Consider the following 24,227-nt stretch of genomic DNA (forward strand, 5'->3'; position numbering starts at 1 on the left):
CCCAACAGATCACACATGCGCCACCTCCATTCCGTGGGCACCGCCCATCATCAGACCGATCTCGTCCACTGTCAGTCCGGTCGTCGGACGTGGCGCGCTCAGGCGGCCCTCGTTCAGCGCAGCAAAGCTGTCCGAGATTTCCATCAACTCATCCAGATCCTGAGAGATGCAGACAACCGCCGTTCCCTTTGCCGCCAGGTCGAGGATTGCCTGCCGGATCGACGCGGCCGCTGCGGCATCCACGCCCCAGGTTGGCTGGTTCACCACCAGCACATCCGGGTTTTGCAGCACTTCGCGTCCGATCACGAATTTCTGTAGGTTCCCCCCGGACAAAGACCGTGCCGCGTTGTCCGGGCCGGGTGTCCGGACGTCAAAAACCTCGATGATCTTCTCCGCAAAGCTCCTGGTCTCGGTCCATTTCAGAAAGCCGTTGCTTTCCAGACCCTCTCGAACCGAACCGGTCAACAGGGCGTTTTCGGTCAGGCTCATGTTCGGGGCAGCGGCATGGCCCAGCCGTTCTTCGGGCGCGGTCAACACGCCAAGTTTGCGTCGCGCGGTCGGACCCAGCTTGCCGATCGCCTGACCGTTGAATTTGATCGCATCGGCCGTCGTCAGGATTTCACCAGATAAAACGCCCAGCAATTCATCCTGCCCGTTGCCCGCAACACCACCAATGCCCAGAACCTCGCCCTTGCGGACGGTCAAATGCACGTTGCGCAATGCGGTACCGAATTCTGACGGAGAAGGCACCGACAGCCCGCTGACATCCAGCGCCACTGCGCCAAAATCACGCCCGGAACGTTCCGGGGTTTGCAGGGCCGTTCCCACCATCAGTTCGGCCATGTCGCGGGCCGAGGTCTCAGAGGGGACGCACTCGCCGACATTTTTCCCAAGCCGCAGGATCGTGGCGTGGTCACACAGGGTCCGAATCTCTTCCAGCTTGTGCGAGATATACAGGATCGACGTGCCCTCGGACCGCAACTTGTTCAGCGTTTCGAACAGGATCTCGACCTCCTGCGGGGTCAGTACCGAGGTCGGTTCGTCCATGATCAGCAGTTTCGGGTCTTGCAGCAGGCAACGGATAATTTCGACACGCTGGCGTTCGCCGGCGGACAGATCGCCCACAGTGCGGAACGGATCCAACGGCAGGCCGTAGGTTTCGGACACTTCGCGGATGCGCGAGGCCAGATCACCCATGGCGGGCGGGTTTTCCATCCCCAAGGCGATGTTTTCGGCCACGTTCAGGGCGTCAAACAGCGAAAAATGCTGAAACACCATCGCAATTCCGTCAGCCCGCGCGGCGCGGGGTTCAGGCGGCGCAAAAGGCTGACCGCGCAACAGCATGGTGCCACTGTCAGGTTTCACCAGCCCATAGATCATCTTGACCAGCGTGGATTTCCCGGCCCCGTTTTCCCCCAACAAGGCGTGAACTTCGCCCTCACCGATGTCAAAGGACACCTGATCATTGGCCACGACACCGGGATAGGCTTTGGTCAACCCTTGCAGGCTCAGCAATGGAGTGGTCACGCGCTCAGGTCCTTCTTCAACTCGTTCTGCCGGGCCGGACGCAGCAGTTGCGCTGCGACGCCCACGGCGATCATCTGCGGGTGTTTGCCCAGCGACGGGTCACCAATCGGGCAGGTTATCCGGCTTATCCGGTCGGGCGGATGCCCAAGGGCCGCCAATCGCGATCGGAACCGCGCCCATTTGGTAGCCGAGCCAATCAGCCCCGCAAAGCGGAAATCGTGCAAAAGCAGCCTGTTGCACAGTTCCAGATCCAGATTGTGTGAATAAGTCAGCACAAGGTGCTCGGCATTGGCCGGTGCATGTCGCACAAGGTCGGCCGGTTTCGTCGCTGGCAGATCGGTCACGCCTTGGGGAATCACGTCGGGAAAGCGCTCGGGGCCGGTATCGACCCAAGTGATCGCAAGATCGGGCAGGGGGGACAGAACATCCACCAGCGCCCGCCCGACGTGACCTGCGCCCCAGATCCACAGGTTTCGCGCCGGTTTATGCACCGGTTCGATCATCCAGCCGTCGATCAGGCGCGGTTCGGGTGCAATGCCCTGACTGCGTGCCGCCGCCAGCATTCGCTTGACGGAAAGAGGCATGGCGCCCCCCGAAGCTGATCGTGCAATGATCGTATCATCCAGCGTTTCAACCGTCTTGAGATCATAGACCACGCTGAACAAAGAGACTGCTCCGCCGCAACATTGCCCCATGTCCGGTCCCAGCGTGTGATGCGTCAGGCGCGTGGCCACTGTTTGCGTTCGTGCGGCCTCTGCGGCCTGGTATTCCAGCGTTCCACCGCCGATGGTTCCGCTTTGCCCGTCTTTCCAGACCAGCATTGCAGCACCCACCTCGCGCGGGGACGACCCTTTGATCCCGGCGATGACCACCCGAACCACTTTCCCGTGGGTTTTGACCGCCTCCCTCAAAGCCTCAAGGTCAAATCCCATCAGATGCCTCCCTTCATCCTCTGGACCCCGCGCCAAACCTCTTCGGCCGTGGCCGGAGCGTTCAGGGCCGGGTATCTGTCTCCGCAGGCGGCAACTGCGTTCGACAGAGCCAGCCATGCGGAAATACCAAGCATGAAAGGCGGCTCGCCCACAGCTTTCGAGCGATAGATCGTGTCCTCGCGGTTTTCGCCATCCCAAAGCGTGACGTTGAAGATGTCCGGCCGGTCCGAGCAGGCCGGGATCTTGTAGGTCGAGGGCGCGTGCGTGCGCAGGTTTCCTTTGCCGTCCCACACGAGTTCCTCGGTCGTCAGCCACCCCGCGCCCTGCACATAACCGCCTTCGACCTGACCTATGTCCAGCGCCGGGTTCAGCGACGCGCCCGCATCATGCAGGATATCCGTTCGCAGAATGCGGTTTTCACCGGTCAGAGTGTCCACCGCCACCTCGGTAACGGAAGCGCCGTAGGCAAAGTAGAAGAAGGGGCGACCGCGCCCGGCGATCCGGTCCCATTCGATCTTGGGTGTTTTGTAGAAGCCCGTGGCCGACAGGCTGACGCGCCCCTGATAGGCCAGTGCGGCGGCTTCGGCGAAGGTGTAGCGTTCTTCTGAAACCGAAACATGTCCATCCGTGAACGTGACCGTCGATGGATCGGCCTGATGACGCTCTGCAAGATAGACGGCCATCCGATCACGGATCGTGTCGCAAGCGGCCTTCACCGCCATACCGTTCAGGTCACTTCCCGAAGATGCCGCCGTCGCAGACGTGTTTGGTACTTTCGCCGTGTCGGTTGCGGTGATTTTCACCATCTCCAGCGGTATGCCAAAGCGCGACGCGGCGACCTGAGCGACCTTCTGGAACAGGCCCTGGCCCATCTCGGTGCCACCGTGATTCAAGTGGACTGATCCGTCCTGATAGACATGTACCAGCGCACCCGCCTGATTGAGGTGGGTCAGCGTGAACGAGATACCAAATTTGACTGGAGAAAAGGCGATGCCCTTTTTGATTACGCTGTTCTCGGCGTTCCATTGCGCGATGGCCGCCTTGCGCGCGGCATAGTCGCTGGATTTCAGCAACGCCTCGGTCATGCCGTGCAGTTCGAAATCGCTGACCTCCATCCCATAGGGTGTAGTGTTGCCGCCGGCGGGCAGAGGACGCACCGGTGCGTCGCCCATTTCAACGGCGCCGCGGCTGGTCAGGTCTTCGTGCGGATCGGGATGCCCCAGTGGTTTTTCTGTCGGTGTGCTCTCGGCCACGGCGTGCGCGGGTGCATAGTAATTCCGACGGCGCAGCTCAACGGGATCCAAACCCAGTTCATGCGCGGCATGGTCCATGACCCGTTCGATGCCGACCATGCCCTGGGGGCCGCCGAACCCGCGATAGGCCGTGGCAGATTGGGTGTTGGTCTTCAACCGGTGGCTTTCGATCCGGGCGTTCGGCAAAAGGTAGGCGTTGTCCGAGTGCAGCATCGCCCGGTCCGCCACGGGCAACGACAGGTCCTGCGCCCAGCCGCAGATCGCATAGTGGTGGAGTGAGACGCCCTGTATATGGCCATGCTCATCGAACCCGGCCTTGTACGAAATGCGGAAAGCGTGGCGCTTGCCGGTGATGATCATGTCATCGTCGCGGTCATAGCGCATCTTGCACGCCTTGCCGGTTGCCCGCGCGGCCACCGCGCAGGCCACGGCCAGCGCATTGCCCTGGCTTTCCTTGCCGCCAAATCCTCCGCCCATGCGGCGGGTCTCGACCCGGACGGCGTGCATAGGAACGCCCAGAGCGTCGGCCACTTTGTGCTGAATCTCGGTCGGGTGCTGGGTCGAGCTGTGCACCAGCATATCCGCACCTTCATTCGGCACGGCCAGCGCGGCCTGACCTTCCAGATAGAAATGCTCCTGCCCGCCCAGTTCAAACGAACCTTCGATCACATGCGGTGCATTGGCAATGGCCGCATCCGCATCGCCCTTGGCATAGATGCGTGGACCGTCTTCAAACCGGCTGTCGGCGGCCAGCGCCTCTTCGATCGTCAGGATCGGCACGTCTTCGGCGTAGTCGACCTTACCCAATCGCGCCGCTTTGCGGGCTGCCAGATGGCTGGTGGCAACGACCAGGAACACGGGCTGACCGATATAGTGCACCGAGCCGTCCGACAGCAGCGGCTCATCGTGGATCGAGGGCGAGACATCGTTGGCAAATGGCAGATCCTGTGCCGTCATGACCATCACGACACCCTCGGCGTCTTTGACAGCCGACAGATCCATTGCGGTGATCTTGCCCCTGGCGATCGGGCTCAGGCCAAAGGCCAGGTGCAGCGTGCCCTTGGGTGTCGGGATGTCATCCACGTACCGCGCCGCGCCCGAAACGTGCAATGGGGCGGCGTCGTGGGGCAGGGCTTGCGTCACACTCATGCCGACACCTCCAGCACATTGGTGATCTCACCCTGATCTTCCAGGAAAAACCGTTGCAGCATCGCCTTGGCGGTTTCCAGACGATACAGGGCCGAGGCGCGCATATCCGTGAGTGGCGAAAAGTCGTCGGCAAAGGAAGGCAGCGCGGCGTCAACGGTCGCGCGAGTCCACGGTTTGCCGATCAAAGCGGCCTCGACATGGGTTGCCCGTTTCGGAGTACCGGCCATGCCACCAAACGCGATGCGCGCCTGTGTGACGCTGCCCTCCGAAACGGTTATGTTGAAACAGCCGCAGACGGCCGAGATATCCTGATCGAACCGTTTGCTGAGCTTGTAAACCTTCAGGCGATCTGGTTGGCGCGGGAAGCTGACGGCTTCGACAAACTCGCCCGGAACCCGATCCTGTTTGCCGTAGTCGATGAAGAACTCTTCCAGCGGGATCGACCGCCGATCGTTGCCCTTGCGCAGGTGCAGTGTCGCGTTCAATGCGATCAGCGCGGGCGGGTTGTCCCCGATGGGCGAGCCGTTGGCGATGTTGCCTCCGACCGTGGCCGCATGGCGAACCTGAACGCTGGCATAGCGTCGGATCATCTCGGCATAGGACGGATGCAGATCGACCAATGCATCTGCCATGCGATTCATGTCGACCATGGCACCAAAGCGGACTTCTTCACTGCCGAGCGTGATATTCTTCAAATCATCACAGCGGTTGAGGAAGATCGCCGGGTCAAGCTCGCGCAGTTGCTTGGTGACCCAAAGGCCCACATCGGTCGCACCAGCGACCAGAGTCGCATTCGGGTTCTCGGCATACACGGCGGCCAATTCGTCGGATGAGGTTGGCAGCATGCGCGAAGCGGCAATCGTTGCAGGTGGGCTATCTTTGACCCAAACCGGAACGGGCTGTTCCTCGGCCGCTTTCGCCGCGCGAATGATCGGCGCATAGCCGGTGCAGCGGCAAAGGTTGCCTGCAAGCAAAGTGTCATGGTCCGTTGCACCATTCGTGTGCCCGGCCACCATCGACATGACGAACCCGGGTGTGCAGAAGCCGCATTGCGAGCCGTGCAGATCGACCATTGCCTGCTGGACCGGGTGTGCTTCGCCATTCGGGCCACTTGCGCCTTCAACTGTTCGGACGGCCTTGCCATGCAATTGCGGTAGAAACAGAATGCACGAGTTCAGGGCCTTGGCGCCTTGGTCATCCGTCACCATCACGGTGCAAGCCCCGCAATCGCCTTCGTTGCAGCCTTCTTTGGTGCCGGTCAGACCGCGATCTTCGCGCAGCCAATCCAGCAGGGTGGCTGTCGGATCAACACCAGCCAACTCCACTGTCTCTCCGTTCAGAAGAAACGTGATGTTCATTCGAGAAACCCGTCGCCTTACCCAGTTGCGCCCCTGCGGCCCTCCTTCGATGCGACGTAGAAAGAGTGGCGGGCGAATTGCTTGCCATGAGATGTTAGAAACAGCGCGGCTTGTCTGGCAAGAAAAACCGCCTCTGTTATACACCATTAGACGTATACGGCCTGTTGCCGTCTTGTCTGATTAATGGGCAGCCACTTGTAAATAAAGCGGTTTTTGATTGCGGCGCCCAGTCAATCCCGAAGCACCTTCTGAAAAAGCCGAATAATCAATGGCGATATTTTTGCGGCATACGTGGCGCGGTTCCGCCTTTTGTCGCGCAGCCGGCTGGGGTAGCTTGGGCGTCATGAGCAGCTCTCCACGATTCATCCACCTCCGCGTTCACACTGAATATTCCCTTCTGGAAGGCGCCGTGCGGCTGAAAAAGCTGCCGGGCCTGTGCGAGAAGATGGAGATGCCAGCCGTTGCCGTAACGGATACCAATTCGATGTTTTCGGCGCTGGAATTCGCGGTCACCGCAAGCGGGGCCGGGGTGCAGCCGATCATGGGGTGCCAGGTCGATCTGACCTATGTGCAGGCCCAGCCCGGCGAGAAGCCGAAGACACCCGCGCCTCTGGTGCTGCTGGCGCAGTCCGAGACCGGGTACGAAAACCTGATGAAGCTCAGCACTTGCCTCTACGTGGACAAGGGCGGGCAACTGCCTCAGGTCACTTTGGAAGAATTGGCTGAGCGATCCGAAGGGTTGATCTGCCTGTCCGGTGGACCCGACGGCCCGGTCGGGATGCTGCTGCAACAGGGTCAGCGTCCGGCGGCCGACGCGTTGGTCGATCGGTTGGCGGCAATGTTCCCCGATCGGTTTTACATCGAGCTCCAGCGTCATCCGGGTGAGGATGGCCAGCCCGAGGCCGAGCGCCTGACCGAACGTGGCCATGTCGAGATGGCCTATGCCAAGAACCTGCCGCTGGTCGCCACGAATGACGTCTATTTCCCGACGCCGGACATGTACGAAGCTCATGACGCGCTGATCTGCATATCGGAAGGGGCCTATGTCGACCAGCAGGAAGGCCGCCGTCGCCTGACGGCTCAGCACTATTTCAAGTCGCAACAAGAGATGGCGACCCTGTTCGCGGACTTGCCCGAGGCCATCGAAAACACTGTCGAGATCGCCAGACGCTGCGCTTTCATGGCCTATCGGCGCGACCCGATCCTGCCGAAATTCGCGGATGACGAGGTGGCCGAGCTGCGGCGCATCGCCAATGAGGGCTTGCAGAAACGTCTGGCCGTGATCCCGCATGCGGTGACGCCCGAGGAATACCAGGAACGTCTGGATTTCGAACTGGGCATCATCGAAAGCATGGGTTTCCCCGGCTACTTCCTGATCGTCGCGGATTTCATCCAATGGGCCAAGGATCACGACATTCCCGTCGGGCCGGGGCGGGGCTCGGGCGCGGGGTCACTGGTGGCCTATGCGCTGACGATCACCGACCTCGATCCGCTGCGCTACAGCCTGCTGTTCGAACGCTTCCTCAACCCCGAACGGGTGTCGATGCCCGACTTCGATATCGACTTCTGCATGGACCGCCGCGAAGAGGTGATCCGCTATGTGCAGCAGAAATACGGGCGCGACAAGGTGGGGCAGATCATCACCTTCGGTGCCTTGCTGTCGAAGGCCGCCGTGCGTGACATCGGGCGGGTGCTGCAAATGCCGTATGGGCAGGTGGACCGCCTGTCCAAGATGATCCCGGTCGAAGGCGTCAAGCCGGTCTCGATCGAAAAGGCCCTGAAAGACGAACCCCGCCTGCGCGAGGCCGCGCGCGAGGAAGAAGTGGTCGACCGCCTGCTGACCTATGGCCAGCAGGTCGAGGGGTTGCTGCGGAATGCTTCGACCCACGCGGCGGGGGTGGTGATCGGCGACCGGCCTCTGGATGCGCTGGTGCCGATCTATCAGGACCCGCGTTCCGACATGCCCGCGACCCAGTTCAACATGAAATGGGTGGAACAGGCCGGGCTGGTGAAGTTCGACTTTCTGGGTCTGAAGACCCTGACCGTGATCCAGAACGCGATGGACCTGATCTTCAAATCCGGGCGTCCCTTGCACATCGCCGCCGATGGAACCGAGCTTTATGAACCCGCCGAGGGGGCTGAAAACCAGATCAACGCCATCCCGCTGGATGATGAGGCGACCTATAAGCTTTACTCAGCAGCCAAAACCGTGGCGGTGTTCCAGGTTGAAAGTTCGGGCATGATGGATGCGCTCAAGCGCATGAAACCCACCTGCATCGAGGACATCGTGGCCCTTGTGGCGCTGTATCGTCCCGGCCCGATGGAGAACATCCCCACCTATTGCGAGGTCAAGAACGGCCAGCGCGAGATCACCTCGGTCCACCCGCTGATCGACCATATCCTCGAAGAAACGCAGGGCATCATCGTCTACCAGGAGCAGGTGATGCAGATCGCGCAGGTCATGGCGGGATACAGCCTTGGCGGCGCCGACCTGCTGCGCCGCGCCATGGGCAAGAAGATCAAAGAGGCGATGGACGCCGAACGCCCGAAATTCGAGGCCGGCGCGGCCAAGAACGGGGTGGACGCCAAGAAGGCCTCCGAGGTGTTCGACCTGCTGGAGAAATTCGCCAATTACGGCTTCAACAAATCCCACGCGGCGGCCTATGCGGTGGTCAGCTACCAGACCGGCTGGCTCAAGGCGAACCACCCGGTCGAGTTCATGGCCGGCGTCATGAACTGCGACATCCACCTGACCGACAAGCTGGCAGTATATTTCGAAGAGGTCCGCAAGGGGCTGGGCCTGCCTTACGTGCCGCCCTGCGTGAACCGCTCGCTGGCGACCTTCGACGTGGTGGATGGTCAGCTGGTCTATGCGCTGGGCGCGCTCAAAAATGTCGGCGTCGAGGCGATGAATCTGGTGGTGCAGGGCAGGGGAGACAAGCCGTTCGTCAACCTCTTTGACTTCGCCCGCCGGGTCGATCTTAAAAAGGTCGGCAAACGTCCGCTGGAAATGCTGGCGCGTGCCGGGGCCTTTGATGAGCTCGACAAGAACCGCCGCCGCGTGTTCGAAAGCCTTGACCGCCTGGTGCAGTATTCGGCGGCGATCCATGAACAGAAAAACTCCAATCAGGTGTCTCTGTTCGGCGAGGCCGGAGATGACCTGCCCGAACCGCGCCTGTCGCCGACGCCGGACTGGCTGCCGGCCGAGCGCCTCAGCGAGGAATTCAAGGCCATCGGTTTCTACCTGTCGGGGCACCCGCTGGACGATTACATGCCCGCGCTTAAACGTAAAGACGTTATGACGCTGGACGAAGTGATTAATGCTGTCCGAGCTAGGGGAATGATGGGAGTGAAGATGGCCGGGGTTGTCGCCGGTCGGCAGGAGCGGAAATCGGCCAAGGGCAACCGCTTTGCCTTCGCTCAGCTGTCTGATCCCACCGGCGCCTATGAGGTCACGCTGTTTTCGGACACGCTGGAGAAGTGCCGCGAGTTTCTGGAAACCGGCGCGCAGGTTGTCCTGACTGCCGAGGCGACGATGGAAGCCGATCAGCTCAAGCTGCTGGGCCGCTCGGTTGGCCCTGCGGATTCCCTCGTGGCCGAGGCCGGGGCAACCGGGCTGCGAATTTACGTTGACGAAGCGCAGGCTGTGCCAACGGTCGCCAAGGTGCTGGAAGACGCCGCCTCTGCCGCGAAAGGGGCCGCACGGGGGCCAATCCAGTTCATGTTGCTGGACCCAAGCCTGCCCGGCGATGTCGAAATGGATCTGGGGCGCGAATTCCCGATCAACCCGCAGATCAAGGGCGCGATCAAATCCCTTGAAGGTGTGATGACCGTCGAAGAGATCTGACACCGCTTTATTGCCAGTTGATTAGCGCCTCGCTAGGCTGACCTGACAGAGATGTCATTAGGTCATGCCACGGGAGGGCGTTGTTATGGCAATAGCAGGTCTCAAGTTCAGAAAGAGTGTATTTGTAACAGCGGCATCGCTGGCCTTGGTTTCGGCCTCAGCTGGGCTGGCGGATGACAAGAAAAAGGAAAACACGATCAAAGGCGCTGTGATCGGCGCAGGTGTCGGTGCCCTGATCGGCGACGGCAAGGGTGCTGCCGCAGGTGCAGTGGCTGGTGCGCTGATCGGCGCGAATTCCAAGTGAGTGGAGGAGAAGGAAGATGCGTATGAATTCGCTGAAGCGAGCGGCCTCTGCCTTGCTGATCGCAGCCCCCGGATTGGCCTTCGCTGACGAGGAAGCCGAACAGATGATGCAGAACGCGCTGCCGGTGATGTATCACACCTGCGCCTCTGTCGTCGAAGAGGCTGACGGGAACGAAGAGTACATTCTGGACGTGGTCGGGAAGATGACGGCCCTGTCGCTTTACAACCGACAGGTCGATATCGAGGCCCACGCGACCTCGGACGAGGAAAAGGCCGCTTTGCGCGAAACTTTTTTGGCCGCTTTGAAAGAGGGCTGTGCCGGGGACGAAAACGCCTTGTTGGGTGGTGTCGTGGACAATGCCGTGAAATCGACACTGGGGCTGTAATGTATCAGTAGTGAGGCGGCCGTTCGTCACCAAGGACTATGCCGCCGGATCCTTCCTGCGCCCGTTCTGCTTCGCGCTGCAACAGCAATTCAACCCGTTGGGTCAGCCGGTCGATTTCCGTCTGTTGTCTGGTGACGACCGTGTTCAACTCGTCCACGGTACGGGTCAGATGGGCGATCTCTTCTTCCAGATGCTGCATAAGTGACTCCTGTCTTGCGCTGGTCATAGCGACACAGTCGGCCCAAGGCCAGAGAAAGCGCGCCTTGCCCCGATGCGGGCCATGGGATAGACCGCGCGCGGAACAAAGACTCTCCCAAGGACGCCCCACATGGCCAAGCCCAAGAAACAGCCCCGCCCCAAGGCCGTCACGCCGAAAGGGTTCCGCGACTATTTCGGCCAGGAGGTCACGCAGCGCACCGAGATGCTGCGGACGATTGCGGGCGTGTATCATCGTTACGGGTTCGACGCGCTGGAAAGCAGCGCCGTGGAAACGGTCGAGGCGCTGGGCAAGTTCCTGCCTGACGTCGATCGCCCGAACGAAGGCGTCTTTGCGTGGCAGGAATTTGATGACGGCGGCAATGGCGACTGGATGGCGCTGCGCTATGACCTGACCGCACCTTTGGCCCGGGTCTATGCCCAGCACCGCAACGATCTGCCCACGCCCTATCGTCGCTATGCGATGGGTCCGGTCTGGCGCAACGAAAAGCCGGGGCCTGGGCGGTACCGTCAGTTCTATCAGTGTGATGCGGATACGGTCGGTACGGCCAGCATGGCCGCCGATGCCGAAATCTGCGCCATGCTGTCGGATACGCTGGAAACCGTGGGCATTCCGCGCGGCGACTATCTGGTGCGGGTCAACAACCGCAAGGTCCTCAACGGTGTGCTCGAGGCCATGGGTTTGGGCACGGACGCGGCGGCGCGAGATGACGTTCTGCGCACCATCGACAAATTCGACAAGGTGGGCGAGCAGGGCGTGCGCGAGTTGCTGACCAAGGGCCGGCTGGACGCCTCGGGCGCGTTCATCGACGGTGTGGGCCTGTCCGACGATCAGGCCGAGCCGGTGATCGCCTTCCTGACCTCCAAGGCCGATGACGCCGCCGGAACGCTGGCCAACCTGCGCGCGGCCGTGGGTGACAGCAAGATCGGCGCCGAAGGCATCTCGGAACTGGAACAGATCGGCGATTTGCTGGCCGCAGGCGGCTATGGCGCCAATCGCATCCAGATCGACCCTTCCGTCGTGCGCGGTCTGGGTTATTATACCGGGCCGGTCTATGAGGCCGAACTGACCTTCGAGATCTTTGACGAGAAAGGCCGCAAGCGGCAGTTCGGCTCGGTCTCGGGCGGCGGGCGCTATGACGACCTGGTCAAGCGCTTCACCGGGCAGGAAGTGCCTGCGACTGGCATCTCCATCGGCGTTGACCGACTGCTGGCCGCCCTCCGCGAAAAGGGCCGGGTCACCGCACAGGCGACGGGTCCAGTGGTCGTGACCGTCATGGATCGAGACCGCATGGCCGACTATCAGGCGATGGTGGCCGAGCTGCGCAATGCTGGCATCCGGGCCGAGGTCTATCTGGGCAACCCCAAGAATTTCGGCAATCAGCTAAAATACGCGGACAAGCGGAATTCTCCGATTGCAGTGATCGAGGGCGGCGACGAAAAGGCCAAAGGTATCGTGCAGATCAAGGATCTGATCCTGGGTGCCAAGATTGCCGAAAGCGCCACGCTCGAGGAATGGAAGGAACGCCCCAGCCAGTTCGAGGTGCCGCGCGGCGATCTGGTCGCCAAGGTGCGCGAGATTCTGGACAGTCAGGACTGAGCCATGCCCAACCGATCCCAGATCAAGGCCCGGGCCGCGATGATGCGCGTGCGCTTCGAGGCCGCCGGGGCGCAGGTCGTCGACCCGCCGCTGCTGCAATCGGCCGAGACGCTGCTGGACCTTTACGGCGAGGACATCCGCGCGCGGGCCTATGTCACCTCGGACGCGCTGCGTGGAGAACAGATGCTGCGCCCGGATTTCACCCTGCCGGTGGTGCAGATGCATATGCGCGACGGGGCCGAACCGGCGCGCTATACCTATTCCGGCGAGGTGTTCCGCCGTCAGGAGCACGATCCCGACCGCGCCAATGAATACATCCAGGTGGGCTATGAGGTCTTTGACCGGGAAGACCCCGCCGGGGCCGATGCCGAGGTGTTTTCGCTGATGGCGCTCCAGTTGCGTGGGTTGCCCCTGCGCGCGGCGACCGGCGATATCGGTATCCTCACCGCTGCTGTCGAGGGGCTGCGCACAACCGACCGTCGCAAGGCTGCGTTGATGCGACACCTGTGGAGACCGCGCCGATTCCGTATCTTGCTGGATCGGTTTGCAGGTCGCAAGCCGCCCCCGGAAGGGCGAAACGCGCTGCTGGACGCAGCCGACCCGATGGCGTTTGATGCCCCTATGATCGGCAAGCGCCGCAAGGCCGAAATCGCGGCGCGCATCGAAGCCCTGCGTGAAGACCGCGATACGCCGCCGATTTCCGACAATGAGCTGGCCGGGCTGGAAACGTTGCTGAATGTGCGCGAGACCATGCCATTTGCGCTGGAACAGCTGCGCGACGTGGCGGTGGACCTGCCGCAGATCACGCCCGCTCTGGACCGGCTGGAGGCGCGTGTGGCTGCGCTGCAAGCGCGTGGAGTCGATGTCGAGCGATTGGATTTCGAGGCCGCCTACGGCCGGACATCAATGGAATATTACGATGGTTTCGTATTTGGGTTTTACGCGGAAGGTCGGCCTGACCTGCCTCCGATCGCCACGGGTGGGCGTTATGACGCGCTGACCCGCCAATTGGGCAACGGGGACGAAATCCCGGCTGTTGGTGGCGTGTTGCGCCCCGACCTGATGCTCGAGATCGAGGAGGGCGCTGTATGAGCCTGAAACTGGGTGTGCCCTCGAAGGGCCGGTTGATGGAAAAGACCTTCTCGTGGTTCGAAAAACGCGGCATCACCTTGTCACGCAGCGGGTCGGATCGGGAATATGCGGGCAAGGTTGAAGGGATCGACGGTGTCTCTCTGATCCTGCTGTCGGCGGGGGAGATCCCGCGTGAACTGGCGGCGGGGCGGATTCATCTGGGCGTCACCGGGATCGATCTGGTGCACGAGAAACTGCCGCGCTGGGAACAGCAGGTTGAAGAGGTTTCGCAGCTTGGCTTCGGCAAAGCTGATCTGATCATCGCAATCCCGGCATGTTGGGTCGATGTCGATACGCTTGATGACCTGGACGCGGCAGCCGCTGCGTTTCGCAAGACCCACGGCCACCGGTTGCGGATCGCCACCAAGTACCACCGTCTGGTTCGGGAATTCCTGACCGAAGCGGGCGTGGCCGATTATACGCTGGTCGACAGTCAGGGCGCGACTGAAGGCACGGTGATGAATGAAACCGCCGAAGCCATAGCCGACATCACCTCGACCGGAGAGACCCTGCGCGCGAACCATCTGAAGATCCTGTCGGACGGTCTGATCCTGCAATCGCAGGCCACTTTGTGGCGCAGTCGCGTTGCAAAATATGATCCGACGGAAAAAGAGGTTCTGTCCGAATTGCTGGATCGGCTGCGGTAACTACAGCACACCTATTTCTGCCAGGGCGCGGTTCAGATCGTCGGGCAGGGCATCGTCCTGCTCGCGGTTTTTGGGCAAATCGGCAGGAGTATCTTCAGGCTTGAGATAACGCCATCCCTGAAACGGGCGTTTCAGGGCGTTCTGGGTGCGGTGCAGCTTGGGGTCCAGCACAATGGCACAGCGGCGGATACCATCGTCTCCGATCACTTCATCCAGCCGCAGGATTCGTTGCCGACACTGGATTACGCCCTTGATGACCCAGTAGATCGATCCGCCGTTGAGTATTTCGGCTGCGCGTTTGGGCCACATGCGGGTGACGTGGCGTGGAAGGCCATCTGCGAACCGCTGGCGATAGCTGTCCTGCCAGGCCATCAGCGTGTCGACGCTTTCCGACCCGACCGAGAGTTTTATGAGGTTTACGTAATTATCCACAGCTTTCCCACAGAGTCGTCCCGAGGATGATCTTTATATTGTAGTTTGGTTCCAGTTGTCATCAAGGTGTTGTGGTGCGTATGTGATTTGAGTTAGTCTGGATACCTCTTTCAGCACAGGGAATCACCAATGAGCCGCTTTGCCGCCCCCATTGCCGAGCAGATCTGGGATATGAAGTACCGCTTTAAACAGGCGGATGGCACCCCCATCGATCAAACGGTTGAAGACAGTTGGCGGCGTATTGCCCGCGATCTGGCGCGGGTGGAAAACGACCCGGGGCACTGGGAAGAAAAATTCTATGAGGCGCTGGAGGATTTCAAATACCTGCCTGCCGGGCGCATCACAGCAGGTGCCGGCACCGCGCGTCAGGTGACCCTGTTCAACTGTTTTGTCATGGGAACGATCCCTGACAGCATGGGCGGAATTTTCGACATGCTGAAAGAGGCCGCGCTGACCATGCAGCAGGGCGGCGGGATCGGCTATGATTTCTCGACCATCCGCCCGCGTGGCGCTGACGTGAAAGGCGTTGCGGCGGATGCCTCGGGGCCGCTGAGCTTCATGGATGTCTGGGATGCCATGTGCCGCACGATCATGTCCGCCGGTTCGCGCCGGGGTGCGATGATGGCGACCATGCGCTGTGACCACCCGGATATCGAACAGTTCATCACCGCCAAATCCGACCCGGCCCGACTGCGCATGTTCAACATGTCGGTTCTGGTGACCGATCCGTTCATGGAGGCGGTCAAGGCTGATGGACCGTGGGAACTGGTGTTTGGTGACAAAGTCTATCACACGGTTCAGGCGCGTGATCTGTGGAACAAGATCATGCAGGCCACCTATGACTATGCCGAGCCGGGCGTGATCTTCATCGACCGGATCAATCAGGCCAACAACCTCAGCTACGTTGAAACCATCGCGGCCACGAACCCGTGTGGCGAACAGCCGTTGCCGCCTTACGGGGCCTGCCTGTTGGGTTCAATCAACCTGGCGCGGCTGGTGTCTGAACCGTTTGAGGCAAACGCCCGTTTGAATGACGCGGCCCTTCAAGAACTTGTCGCCACGGCTGTCCGGATGATGGACAATGTCGTTGATGTGTCAAAATTCCCACTGGCCGAACAAGAGGCTGAAGCGCAGGATAAACGCCGTATAGGATTGGGTGTGACTGGATTGGCGGATGCGCTGCTGATGCTGGGCCTGCGTTATGGGTCCGACGAGGCGGCGCGTCAGACCGAGCGCTGGTTGCACGCGATCGCCCGCGCCGCGTATCTGGCGTCGGTCGACTTGGCCAAGGAAAAAGGGGCGTTTCCCCTGTTCGATGCCGAGAAATACCTGGCCAGCGGCACGATGCAGCAGATGGATGACGATGTACGCGAGGCCATCCGCGAGCACGGGATCCGCAATGCGCTGCTGACCTCGATCGCGCCCACTGGGACGATCTCTCTGTACGCGGGCAACGTGTCGTCGGGGATCGAGCCGGTCTTTGCCTATGCCTATACGCGCAAGGTTTTGCAGAAAGACGGCTCGCGGACCGAGGAAGAGGTGGTGGATTACGCCGTTCAGATGTGGCGCGACAAGTTCGGCGACGTCGAACTGCCCGACTATTTCGTGAACGCCCAGACGCTGACCCCGGCCGAGCATGTCAAGATGCAGGCAGCGGCGCAGAAATGGATCGACAGCTCGATCTCGAAAACCATCAACTGCCCCGAGGATATCTCGTTCGACGATTTCAAGGACGTGTACATGCAGGCCTGGGACCAGGGCTGCAAGGGCTGCACCACCTATCGCCCGAACGAGGTGACGGGTTCGGTGCTGACCGTTTCGGAAAGCGACGACAAGGTGCCGGGCGAGAGCGCCGACGCGCCGCACGAGCTGGACGGTGGCGACGTCATCTACATGTCCGAACCGCTGGACCGCCCGCAGTCGCTGGAAGGGTCGACCTACAAGCTGAAATGGCCCGACAGCGAGCACGCGATCTATCTGACGATCAACGACATCGTCATCGGTGGCCGCCGTCGCCCGTTCGAGGTGTTCATCAACTCGAAGAACATGGAGCACTACGCCTGGACGCTGGCGCTGACCCGGATGATCTCGGCCGTGTTCCGGCGGGGCGGGGACGTGTCTTTCGTGGTCGAGGAACTGAAGGCCGTGTTCGACCCGCGCGGCGGGGCCTGGGTGCAGGGCAAGTACATCCCCTCGATCCTGGCGGCCATCGGCGGCGTGATCGAGCAGCACATGATCGCGATCGGGTTCCTTGAGGGGGAAGGGATGGGACTGAAATCCGACCCGCAGGCGCAGGTGGTCAACATGGATGCCCCACGCGGCAAGGCCTGCCCGTCTTGCGGCCAATACGATATGGTGATGATTGAGGGCTGCATGACCTGCCGTAGTTGTGGACACTCGAAATGTGGCTGAGGCGCGGGGTGGGGGCTTGTTGTGGCGTTTCACGTGACATGACCTAAACGTTTCAATAGGTCATTTTAGGCTGGTGATATGAGAAAACGGCCTCGGATTTCTTCCGGGGCCTTTCTCCTGTCTAGCGGAGTTGATGAATGGCGATAGCGCTGCTGGTACATCGTGGCCACCAAGAAGTGGAGATGAGACAGAAACCCGGAACCAAGCAGAGCCGCGGCGAGAAAGTCGTAAAAGACATTCGTCGCGCGAAGCGCAAACTTTACTCTGCGGAACAGAAGGTCAGGATCGTGCTGGACTGCCTCAATGGCGAAGACAGCAAATCAGATTTGCCGCCTAGTACATGGTTTGCGAAGCTTTTTTGGCAAACCAAAAGCGTGGGTCCTGCCCGCTACGTTTTAATCCGATATATATCGCTTTCACACCAGAAGACTCATCGTAGCTTTTGCTAGATTTGTACTTCGTGAAATCAATTTTGAACACGATACTGCATTTGCAGGACGCCAATGCTTCGTTAAGCCAATTGCTTTCCGCCCATAAGGTGCTTCCTTCGTTCTGATACCTGCTGCGATGATTGTCGGGGTCCCGCACCCACTCACCCCAGACTTCGCTCTTGATCGTTAGTGCGCCTTCTCGGCTATGCCATTCTCGCTTATCATCATCATGTTTCAATTCTAGAAACTTGTTGAGATTTCGCCCTAACTTTGGGCGGGCTATTGCTCCCCGAGCAGCATACTCATCATGATCATCTATGCCTATACTCCAGTATTCAGGATCGCAGATAAGCGGAGAGAATGGCTTATTCATCCTGTGGCGATCAAAATACCCATCTGACCTGAACATAGGCAGCCAAAGATCGTGATAATCGGATTTGGAAAACTTAGCACACTGACCCACGGCCCCCCTCGTTTTGACCAGCGCAGAAGACAAGCTAACACAAACTCCATCTGGAGAGGTCCAACGACCGTAGATCGGCAGAAACGAACTTTCAGTTTCACAACCTAAACCTATTTTGTGGAACAGTGTTTCCTTGTCTTGCAGAGTTTCTTGGTCTCCGATGCGGTCGCCTAAAAATCGTTCCAATGCCTGGCTAGGAACCCGATCTTTATGGTCAGATAACCAAGAACCATCTTCGAATGAAACATCTCGGTCTTTCAGAAATTCTTTCCAAGGGTCACTTTCCTCCCAATCGTAACTCTGTCGGATCACGGGTTTCATTCTAGCTAGAGTGGTTACAGCGTGGAGTTGAGCGTGTCTCTGAATATGCTCCCGATATGTTTCATACCGCTCATCGCCTCGATAGCGAGCATGACCAGGAAACTCGGACATGTTTTTAGTGTTTGGCCAACGTTTGATGACCTCAGTGGCGATTGCATCGTTGGCTTCTCCGTTCGAAAGATTAAAGAGCCGAGCCACCTTGGAAACTTTGTGGTCCATAAAATCGTAATCGAAACCAAACTCAATCCTACGGTCAACTTGCTCCGGCCAATCGGTACGCTCAATGAAACCGTGATGTGGCACTTGAACTTCCTTCCAAAGGTCTGACAACTCGGAACTTTTGGTGCCAAGACCTTCGACGTGTTGGATACAACGCGCAAGATGAAGCTTGTTGATCACATGTAAATCGTCTCGCTGCGCGAGCGTCAAAAGACGCGCCTTGACTGGTCTAAGTAGATTCGCGTGATAAGGTGCTGCGCGTGAAAGTCCCATTAGCAGCCATTGTTGCGCATTCATAAATGCGAAATAGTGCTCCTTGGAGGCTAACGATGCGTTTTGGTCGACATCGAAGCGATCCAACAAGCGCTCAATATCTTCTACCAACCCCATATCAAGCATGGTCTTTATGCTTCTTGCAGCGTTCCAACGAACATAGGCATCACTATCACCCAATAAATGCCAAATGAGATCAACGGTTACATCGATTTCGTCACCTTTTCCTGCGAATGCAGCACGATAAGCGCCTTCACCGATTTCATCTCCTACATTGGCTGCGGAGCCTGAAAGCAACTCTTCTAAAGCTTCTAGTGCAGTCTTTGCTTCGGTATGGCTAGACAGGTTGGTTGCAATCTGAAGCCACTCGTCGCCACTAAGCTCCAGGCGTTCCTTTGCGATGGTTTCCAAGACTATTTGCAAAACAAATTTTGAATCACCACACAACGTCGAAAGGCGATGGATTTGCCTAGAGATGCCCGTATATCGCAGGTCAAACAACCCGGACCCCTTGAAGGCAAATAGGGTCTCTACAAACCTTCTGATACCGTTCTGTACATGTGCCGAAGTACTTCTCCACGCCTCTATGCATTCAATCATCAAGTCGAGAGTGTTGTCGAATTCGAGTTCAGTAGTTTCGCAAAGGGCTTCGAGGAAACCTTTTCGTTCGCCATAAGGGCAGGTCTCCACAATTTTTTGAAATAGTCGGTTTTTGTTGTCGTATGGAAACCCTTCGAAGGATTGAACTTTTTGAAAAGCCTCGTCTAGAGACGCAGACGAAACAAAATTGCAATCCGCGCAAATTGCAGAAATAGCGAGTTCTCTAGCGGCTTCATCCTTTTTCTTACCCAACTCTTGAAGGTCGCGATCAGGGCTCGTTCTATTGGAATTGTTTCTCTGAGCGTTCTCGATGTCTTGCCTTTTGCGCGCTGCTTTACGCAGATTTACCAAGCGATCCCGCAATGCATCGTCGTTGATCTCTTCGTGAGCATCCACGCATTCAACAAGACTTTTCCAAAGGCCTTCCCAACCGCCGAAGCTGTGTTCGCGCTCCAATTTCTCCATTATTGCAGTAAATATTGCTCTCTTATCTTCAGGGGCTGCCGCCGAAAGCAAGTCATCAAGCCCTTGGCCGACCTCCCATTCGTGCCAGCCGTGATCTTCGCACACTGCAAGCATTATTGCAGCTCGGCGCGGGTCTAGTTGACCGGCTTTGGCAAGATAGCAGGCAAATTGTGGTAAACCGTACGAATAGTCCACAACGTCCTGATCATTCCATCGCATCAATTTATAAAACGCAGGAAAGCCAATAGAAGTAGAAGCGGCTCTCCCAAACAATGCCCATCCAAACTTGGAAGGTTCATGCTGGAAGATAGTTTGGCAGAGCCCCATGAACCGATGTGAGAGTTCAGGCTTCACGAACCCCCCGTGCTGCTTTTCAGCAAAGAGCATAGCCGAGTAAATCAGATCATGATCGTCGCCGCCCATCTGATCGAGTTGCGCCAGACCTTGAGCATAGTAAGACTTTGCTTCATCTACACTCAGCGAGAGCAATGAGGTGGCCAACTCGCGATATGACTCGCCCCTTTGCTCGATATAGTCGTCAGCTACAATTTCCTCTGCAACCTTGGCGGCGTAATTTCCGACAATGTCGGACAAGTTAGCTCTCCATGCCAAAAGTGTCAGAATACCCAGCTTGTCACTCACTGAAAATCTATTGGATTCGATGACCGCAATTAGCTCTCTTGCTTCATTCTCTTTGACGAATTCGCAATGACGCAAAATGGTCTTTGCAAGACCGATACCGACGTGGCGCGCGACATTGTCCCGACCTGTTTCAGCTCTCCAGTGCACATCTGGTCTCAACGTAGGCTTCCAAGTAGCCAAAAACTCCATCAAGACATCGTTGGAAATCGGTTTCTTGCTGAGAACGCACTTTTCAAGGGGTTTGACCAACTTCAAAACACACGAAACACCTTTTACGATCTCGTCGCGCTCTTGGCTTGAAAATTTCTTGCGTTTTTCGGGCTGTTTTAATTTTCGACCTCTCTCGTGGGTCTTTGTGGTGACAAGGCCATCAAGATACTCTCTCAATTCTGCATCCGAACCAATTGACTTAGTCTTCCGCCCTATCTTCACTTCGTCCGGCATCAAGTTGTGAAATGACAATTGTTTACCAGAAGACCAAGCCGCCAAACACGAGGATTGGACAGGCATCCATACCCTGTTCAAACCATGCCGCTCTGCATAGTCGTAGCTTGATGGCCTTTTGGGTTGATACAAACTGAGTAAGCGCTTGGCTGATTGCCTCGAATTGACGATCAAGGCCGTTAGCGCGGCGCTTGAAATCGCGCCCTGGAGTTCCTTTTCATGATCATACTGATCTTCTGGTACTTTTTTCTTGTAGCGAAGTGCCAGGGCGCTGGCTGCACGAGAAATAGCTCTTTGTTCGTCTACCGTGAGGCCGCAATCTTGCTTTAGCAACCCAATTTGCAATGGGAGTGACAAGCATCGTTTAGATGCCGCAAAATCGGCGAGCACCGCCAACGCGTTGCTGGCCAGTGCAGTTTTGTGCTGACTACATAGTGCAATCAGCTTCTCAATCACTGAAAGAGCAAACCTGAAATTCCAAATTTGAATATTTCTGTTTAGTGAAGACAGCTCACCTTTGAGCACACTGAAAAACATGACAGCGGCGACATCGAACGCTTCAAATCCGGTTCTTTGGAACCGAGTTGTTTCATCGTCGTTATGTAGATGCCAGTTTATCCACCCAATTGCCCGGTTTTGATGGATTCGTGCCTCGTCAAAATCTTCTGTGAAACTGTAGGCAACGGTCAATCGAGTATCTCTCGCACCCCGCCAACCAGAACGATCATTAAATAGCCGCCGAGATGCATCTGTATCTCCCAGAAACATCGCCAGAGACGGAGAGCGCCGGATGAACTGGTCGCCTCGTGCATTCGCTGAGGCAACCTGAGAAAGCTGCACAGTGAGTCTCAAAACTCGGTCCAGATCGTTGTCTCTAGTTGCGAGTGAATACGCTGCGTGAAGGCGGGCAAGTTTTAGAACTCGACGCCCATACTCCGTTTCAACAGCATCAGGGAACACATTTGATCCCGAGAGTTGGTAGGCCCTTTCGCTGTCACCGATCACCACAAGGAAGTGGGGTAACGCCTCCGCAGCATAGATTGAGTCCTTTTGGCGTCTTTGAAGCCTTTCAGCTATGGACTGTTGAGCAGTGTACTCGCTCGCGTAATTATCCTTGATGTGTGTTTCTGTTGGTTCATCCCGAAAAATAGCACCGTGCTTGACCAACTCGAGCATTGGCGCAAGGTCAGAAGCCGCGCTGTTGACTTGGGACACAGACCAACCAAGGGCTGCCGCGAGTTCATCAAGCGGGATTGGTGGAGGCAGAAGCGACAATGCCGCGAAGAACTCACAAACCTCAACGTCGTTCCAACCTGCGGTGTGAAGGTCTCGGAAAATTTTGTTGCACTTTTGCGCAATCAGTTCTTCAACTAAGATTTCCGAGTCGGGCGCGTTGTTGGAAACGTTTTTAGCCCAACTCTCAACGAGATACTCAAGAACACGCGCATTTCCTCTCGACCTTGAGAACGCCACAGCAAACTCGGTGGAAGTAATTGCTTCACGCCTTGTCTCAAGAAATCTCTTCGTTTCACTTTTCGAAAATGGCGCAAGTTCGACGCGTTCGACACGACTATTGCCGACAACACCATCCATGCGATGTGGACGCGCGGTTAGCATTAGTTTGACGCCGTCGATAGGTTCTGAACTTAGCGAAGCGAGTAGCAGCTTGGGAAAAGATGCCTCACCACGGATGTCAGCCTCCATCTGGGCATTGTCTGCGGCATCTAGAACTATCAGAATCCCCTGCAAAGAAGACTGGCTCTTGATAGTTTTGGCTGCTTGGCTAAGGCGTTTTCTGGCAAGTTCGATTAAGCCGTACTGGTCACTGTCGGTAGGTAGCAACGGATCACATAGTCCACGACTGGCCAGTTCGTTGACAATTTGTAGCAGGCCCATTCGTGGCAAATGCCGGGCCTGTGCCTCAGATCGGTAAGCGCCGCCCCCGAAGCAGTCGAATACCACGACCTCGAGTACGCCCGTTAGACAAGCTGCAAAACTCTGTATAAAGACTGTCTTTCCTACGCCACCTTCAGCGTGCAAAAAGACTGGTAAGTCACAGCTAAGTACTTTGTCTTTCACATCACCCAGAGCATCACGAGCGACGACTTCTCCCACATCAACGAATCTAGTATCTGCTGGGAACAGTTGATCTTCGTCGCATTCAAGTGCATCCAGGACATCTTCGCGCCTAATCGAGTTGTTTGCCTGCCCCTCAATTTGAGATTTTTCCCGAACCAATTCTACAAGGGCAAAAAGCCGTTTTGCGGCCTGCCCGGTCGAGTTGGCGGACCAGTCGCTAATAGTCCGTCTTATAGAACGATTTTGGGTAGGAAGGTCATTCGTCCCGGCTCGAAACTCAATCAGCGGAAATATGTCTTCCGCATCTGTATGTTCTTCTTCGCACCAGATTTTCAAATATTGAAGCTGGCTCTTCGCGCCTTTAGTAGAAGTCGGCTTTCCAGTCTTTAAACAACCGATAGCCTGCCAGAGGTCGTCCGAAAACTCAGCATTTGTCACAAAGCCGAACGATAACTTCTTAGCAACTTCTTGCGTATCCACCTTTGCCTTAAAGCTTCTCAGTGTAGCCGAAAACTTTTTGATTGTTTTCTTCAGATAAGATGAAGTGACCGGCTCAGCCGCTTCTTTGTATTTAAACTGCAGTATTTGTTGTGAGGAGCATGTTTCAAAGTTGTCACCACCGCCATAGTACAAGATGAGGTCGGCTATATCTTCTGCTTCTGAGCCCAGGTTTAAGCTTTCGGTCGGCGAAAGCCCTTCAACGACAATGGCAAAAAGATCGTCTTTGGGAAAAACCAACTGAAGCGCTCGCCTAGCCGCCCACCGCTCGTGGAAGGTGTGTCCTGCGCGTGATACTCTTACAGTGTCAATATTCTTTTTTACTTTGGCCACGGTATTCTTTGATTCTCCAAATTCTCTATTTTTAACAATATATTGGCGACTGTTGTTAAGCTACCACATAATATAGAACCCACGAACCTCAGAAATTGAGGCATCCGCAGGTTTTGGTAAGCCTTTCCAGAACAATACTCACAAGTTTCTTCAGCCATAAGTTGATGATGCTTCGACGCGAGTGCTTGACGAAACCGGGCGCATCCAGCAGATTGATGTCGGCCTTCAGTGCATGCCGGTGTGTCCGCCACGCAAAGCTTCGCAGC

Annotated in this window: 15 protein-coding genes and 1 pseudogene; 8 read left to right on the forward strand and 8 right to left on the reverse strand. The window is 57.6% G+C overall.

Annotated features, from left to right (window positions below; all coding sequences use genetic code 11):
• Positions 1-9: 9 nt before the first annotated feature.
• The 5 genes from NOR97_RS16910 to NOR97_RS16930 form a co-directional block, all read right to left on the reverse strand.
• Positions 10-1,527 (reverse strand): ABC transporter ATP-binding protein, encoded by a 1,518-nt coding sequence (locus NOR97_RS16910; RefSeq protein WP_170346888.1) that lies wholly within the window; start codon positions 1,525-1,527, stop codon positions 10-12.
• Positions 1,524-2,459: a xanthine dehydrogenase accessory protein XdhC gene (gene xdhC, locus NOR97_RS16915; RefSeq protein WP_257601227.1), complete on the reverse strand. Its 936-nt coding sequence runs from the start codon at positions 2,457-2,459 to the stop codon at positions 1,524-1,526. Before xdhC ends, NOR97_RS16910 begins: the two co-directional genes overlap by 4 nt.
• Positions 2,459-4,861, reverse strand: coding sequence for a xanthine dehydrogenase molybdopterin binding subunit (xdhB, locus tag NOR97_RS16920; protein ID WP_257601228.1), 2,403 nt, complete (start codon positions 4,859-4,861; stop codon positions 2,459-2,461). The genes xdhC and xdhB overlap by 1 nt, the downstream gene beginning before the upstream one ends.
• A complete protein-coding gene (gene xdhA / locus NOR97_RS16925; RefSeq protein WP_257601229.1) occupies positions 4,858-6,219 on the reverse strand; it encodes a xanthine dehydrogenase small subunit in 1,362 nt (453 codons plus the stop codon). The genes xdhB and xdhA overlap by 4 nt, the downstream gene beginning before the upstream one ends.
• A 180-nt stretch (positions 6,220-6,399) precedes the next feature.
• Entirely contained in the window at positions 6,400-6,564 is a 165-nt protein-coding gene (locus NOR97_RS16930) for a hypothetical protein (RefSeq protein WP_257601230.1), read from the reverse strand.
• On the opposite strand from NOR97_RS16930, the gene dnaE reads away from it, so the two are divergent.
• The 3 genes from dnaE (at position 6,563) to NOR97_RS16945 (ending at position 10,755) form a co-directional block, all read left to right on the forward strand.
• Entirely contained in the window at positions 6,563-10,066 is a 3,504-nt protein-coding gene (gene dnaE / locus NOR97_RS16935; protein ID WP_257601231.1) for a DNA polymerase III subunit alpha, read from the forward strand. The two genes, NOR97_RS16930 and dnaE, sit on opposite strands and share 2 nt — an antisense overlap.
• A gap of 85 nt (positions 10,067-10,151) precedes the next feature.
• Positions 10,152-10,370, forward strand: a complete 219-nt coding sequence (locus NOR97_RS16940; protein WP_257601232.1) for a hypothetical protein — start codon at positions 10,152-10,154, stop codon at positions 10,368-10,370.
• Between the two features lie 16 nt (positions 10,371-10,386).
• Entirely contained in the window at positions 10,387-10,755 is a 369-nt protein-coding gene (locus NOR97_RS16945; protein ID WP_254440087.1) for a hypothetical protein, read from the forward strand.
• A 4-nt stretch (positions 10,756-10,759) separates the two neighbouring features.
• On the opposite strand, the gene NOR97_RS16950 is transcribed toward NOR97_RS16945, so the two are convergent.
• Complete coding sequence (locus tag NOR97_RS16950; RefSeq protein WP_170346895.1) at positions 10,760-10,954, reverse strand: SlyX family protein; 195 nt, start codon at positions 10,952-10,954, stop codon at positions 10,760-10,762.
• A 129-nt stretch (positions 10,955-11,083) separates the two neighbouring features.
• On the opposite strand from NOR97_RS16950, the gene hisS reads away from it, so the two are divergent.
• From hisS to hisG, 3 genes are read left to right on the forward strand one after another with little or no spacing between them, the layout of a single operon-like run.
• Entirely contained in the window at positions 11,084-12,571 is a 1,488-nt protein-coding gene (gene hisS, locus NOR97_RS16955) for a histidine--tRNA ligase (protein WP_257601233.1), read from the forward strand.
• A gap of 3 nt (positions 12,572-12,574) precedes the next feature.
• Entirely contained in the window at positions 12,575-13,663 is a 1,089-nt protein-coding gene (locus NOR97_RS16960) for an ATP phosphoribosyltransferase regulatory subunit (protein WP_257601234.1), read from the forward strand.
• Positions 13,660-14,349: an ATP phosphoribosyltransferase gene (gene hisG, locus NOR97_RS16965; protein ID WP_257601235.1), complete on the forward strand. Its 690-nt coding sequence runs from the start codon at positions 13,660-13,662 to the stop codon at positions 14,347-14,349. The genes NOR97_RS16960 and hisG overlap by 4 nt, the downstream gene beginning before the upstream one ends.
• Here hisG and NOR97_RS16970 read toward each other — a convergent pair whose 3' ends face one another.
• A complete protein-coding gene (locus NOR97_RS16970) occupies positions 14,350-14,781 on the reverse strand; it encodes a DUF1489 family protein (protein ID WP_170346899.1) in 432 nt (143 codons plus the stop codon). It lies immediately after the preceding gene.
• A gap of 129 nt (positions 14,782-14,910) precedes the next feature.
• Between NOR97_RS16970 and NOR97_RS16975 the strand changes: the two genes are divergently transcribed.
• Complete coding sequence (locus tag NOR97_RS16975) at positions 14,911-17,193, forward strand: adenosylcobalamin-dependent ribonucleoside-diphosphate reductase (RefSeq protein ID WP_257601236.1); 2,283 nt, start codon at positions 14,911-14,913, stop codon at positions 17,191-17,193.
• 182 nt (positions 17,194-17,375) lie between these two features.
• A pseudogene (locus NOR97_RS16980) lies at positions 17,376-17,522 on the forward strand (IS3 family transposase); the annotation flags it as partial.
• 4 nt (positions 17,523-17,526) lie between these two features.
• Here the strand turns inward: NOR97_RS16980 and NOR97_RS16985 are convergent.
• Entirely contained in the window at positions 17,527-23,961 is a 6,435-nt protein-coding gene (locus tag NOR97_RS16985; protein WP_257601237.1) for a hypothetical protein, read from the reverse strand.
• Between the last annotated feature and the right edge of the window lie 266 nt (positions 23,962-24,227).

Origin of the sequence: Ruegeria sp. YS9, assembly GCF_024628725.1 — a bacterium.
GTDB classification, from domain to species: Bacteria; Pseudomonadota; Alphaproteobacteria; order Rhodobacterales; family Rhodobacteraceae; genus Ruegeria; species Ruegeria atlantica_C.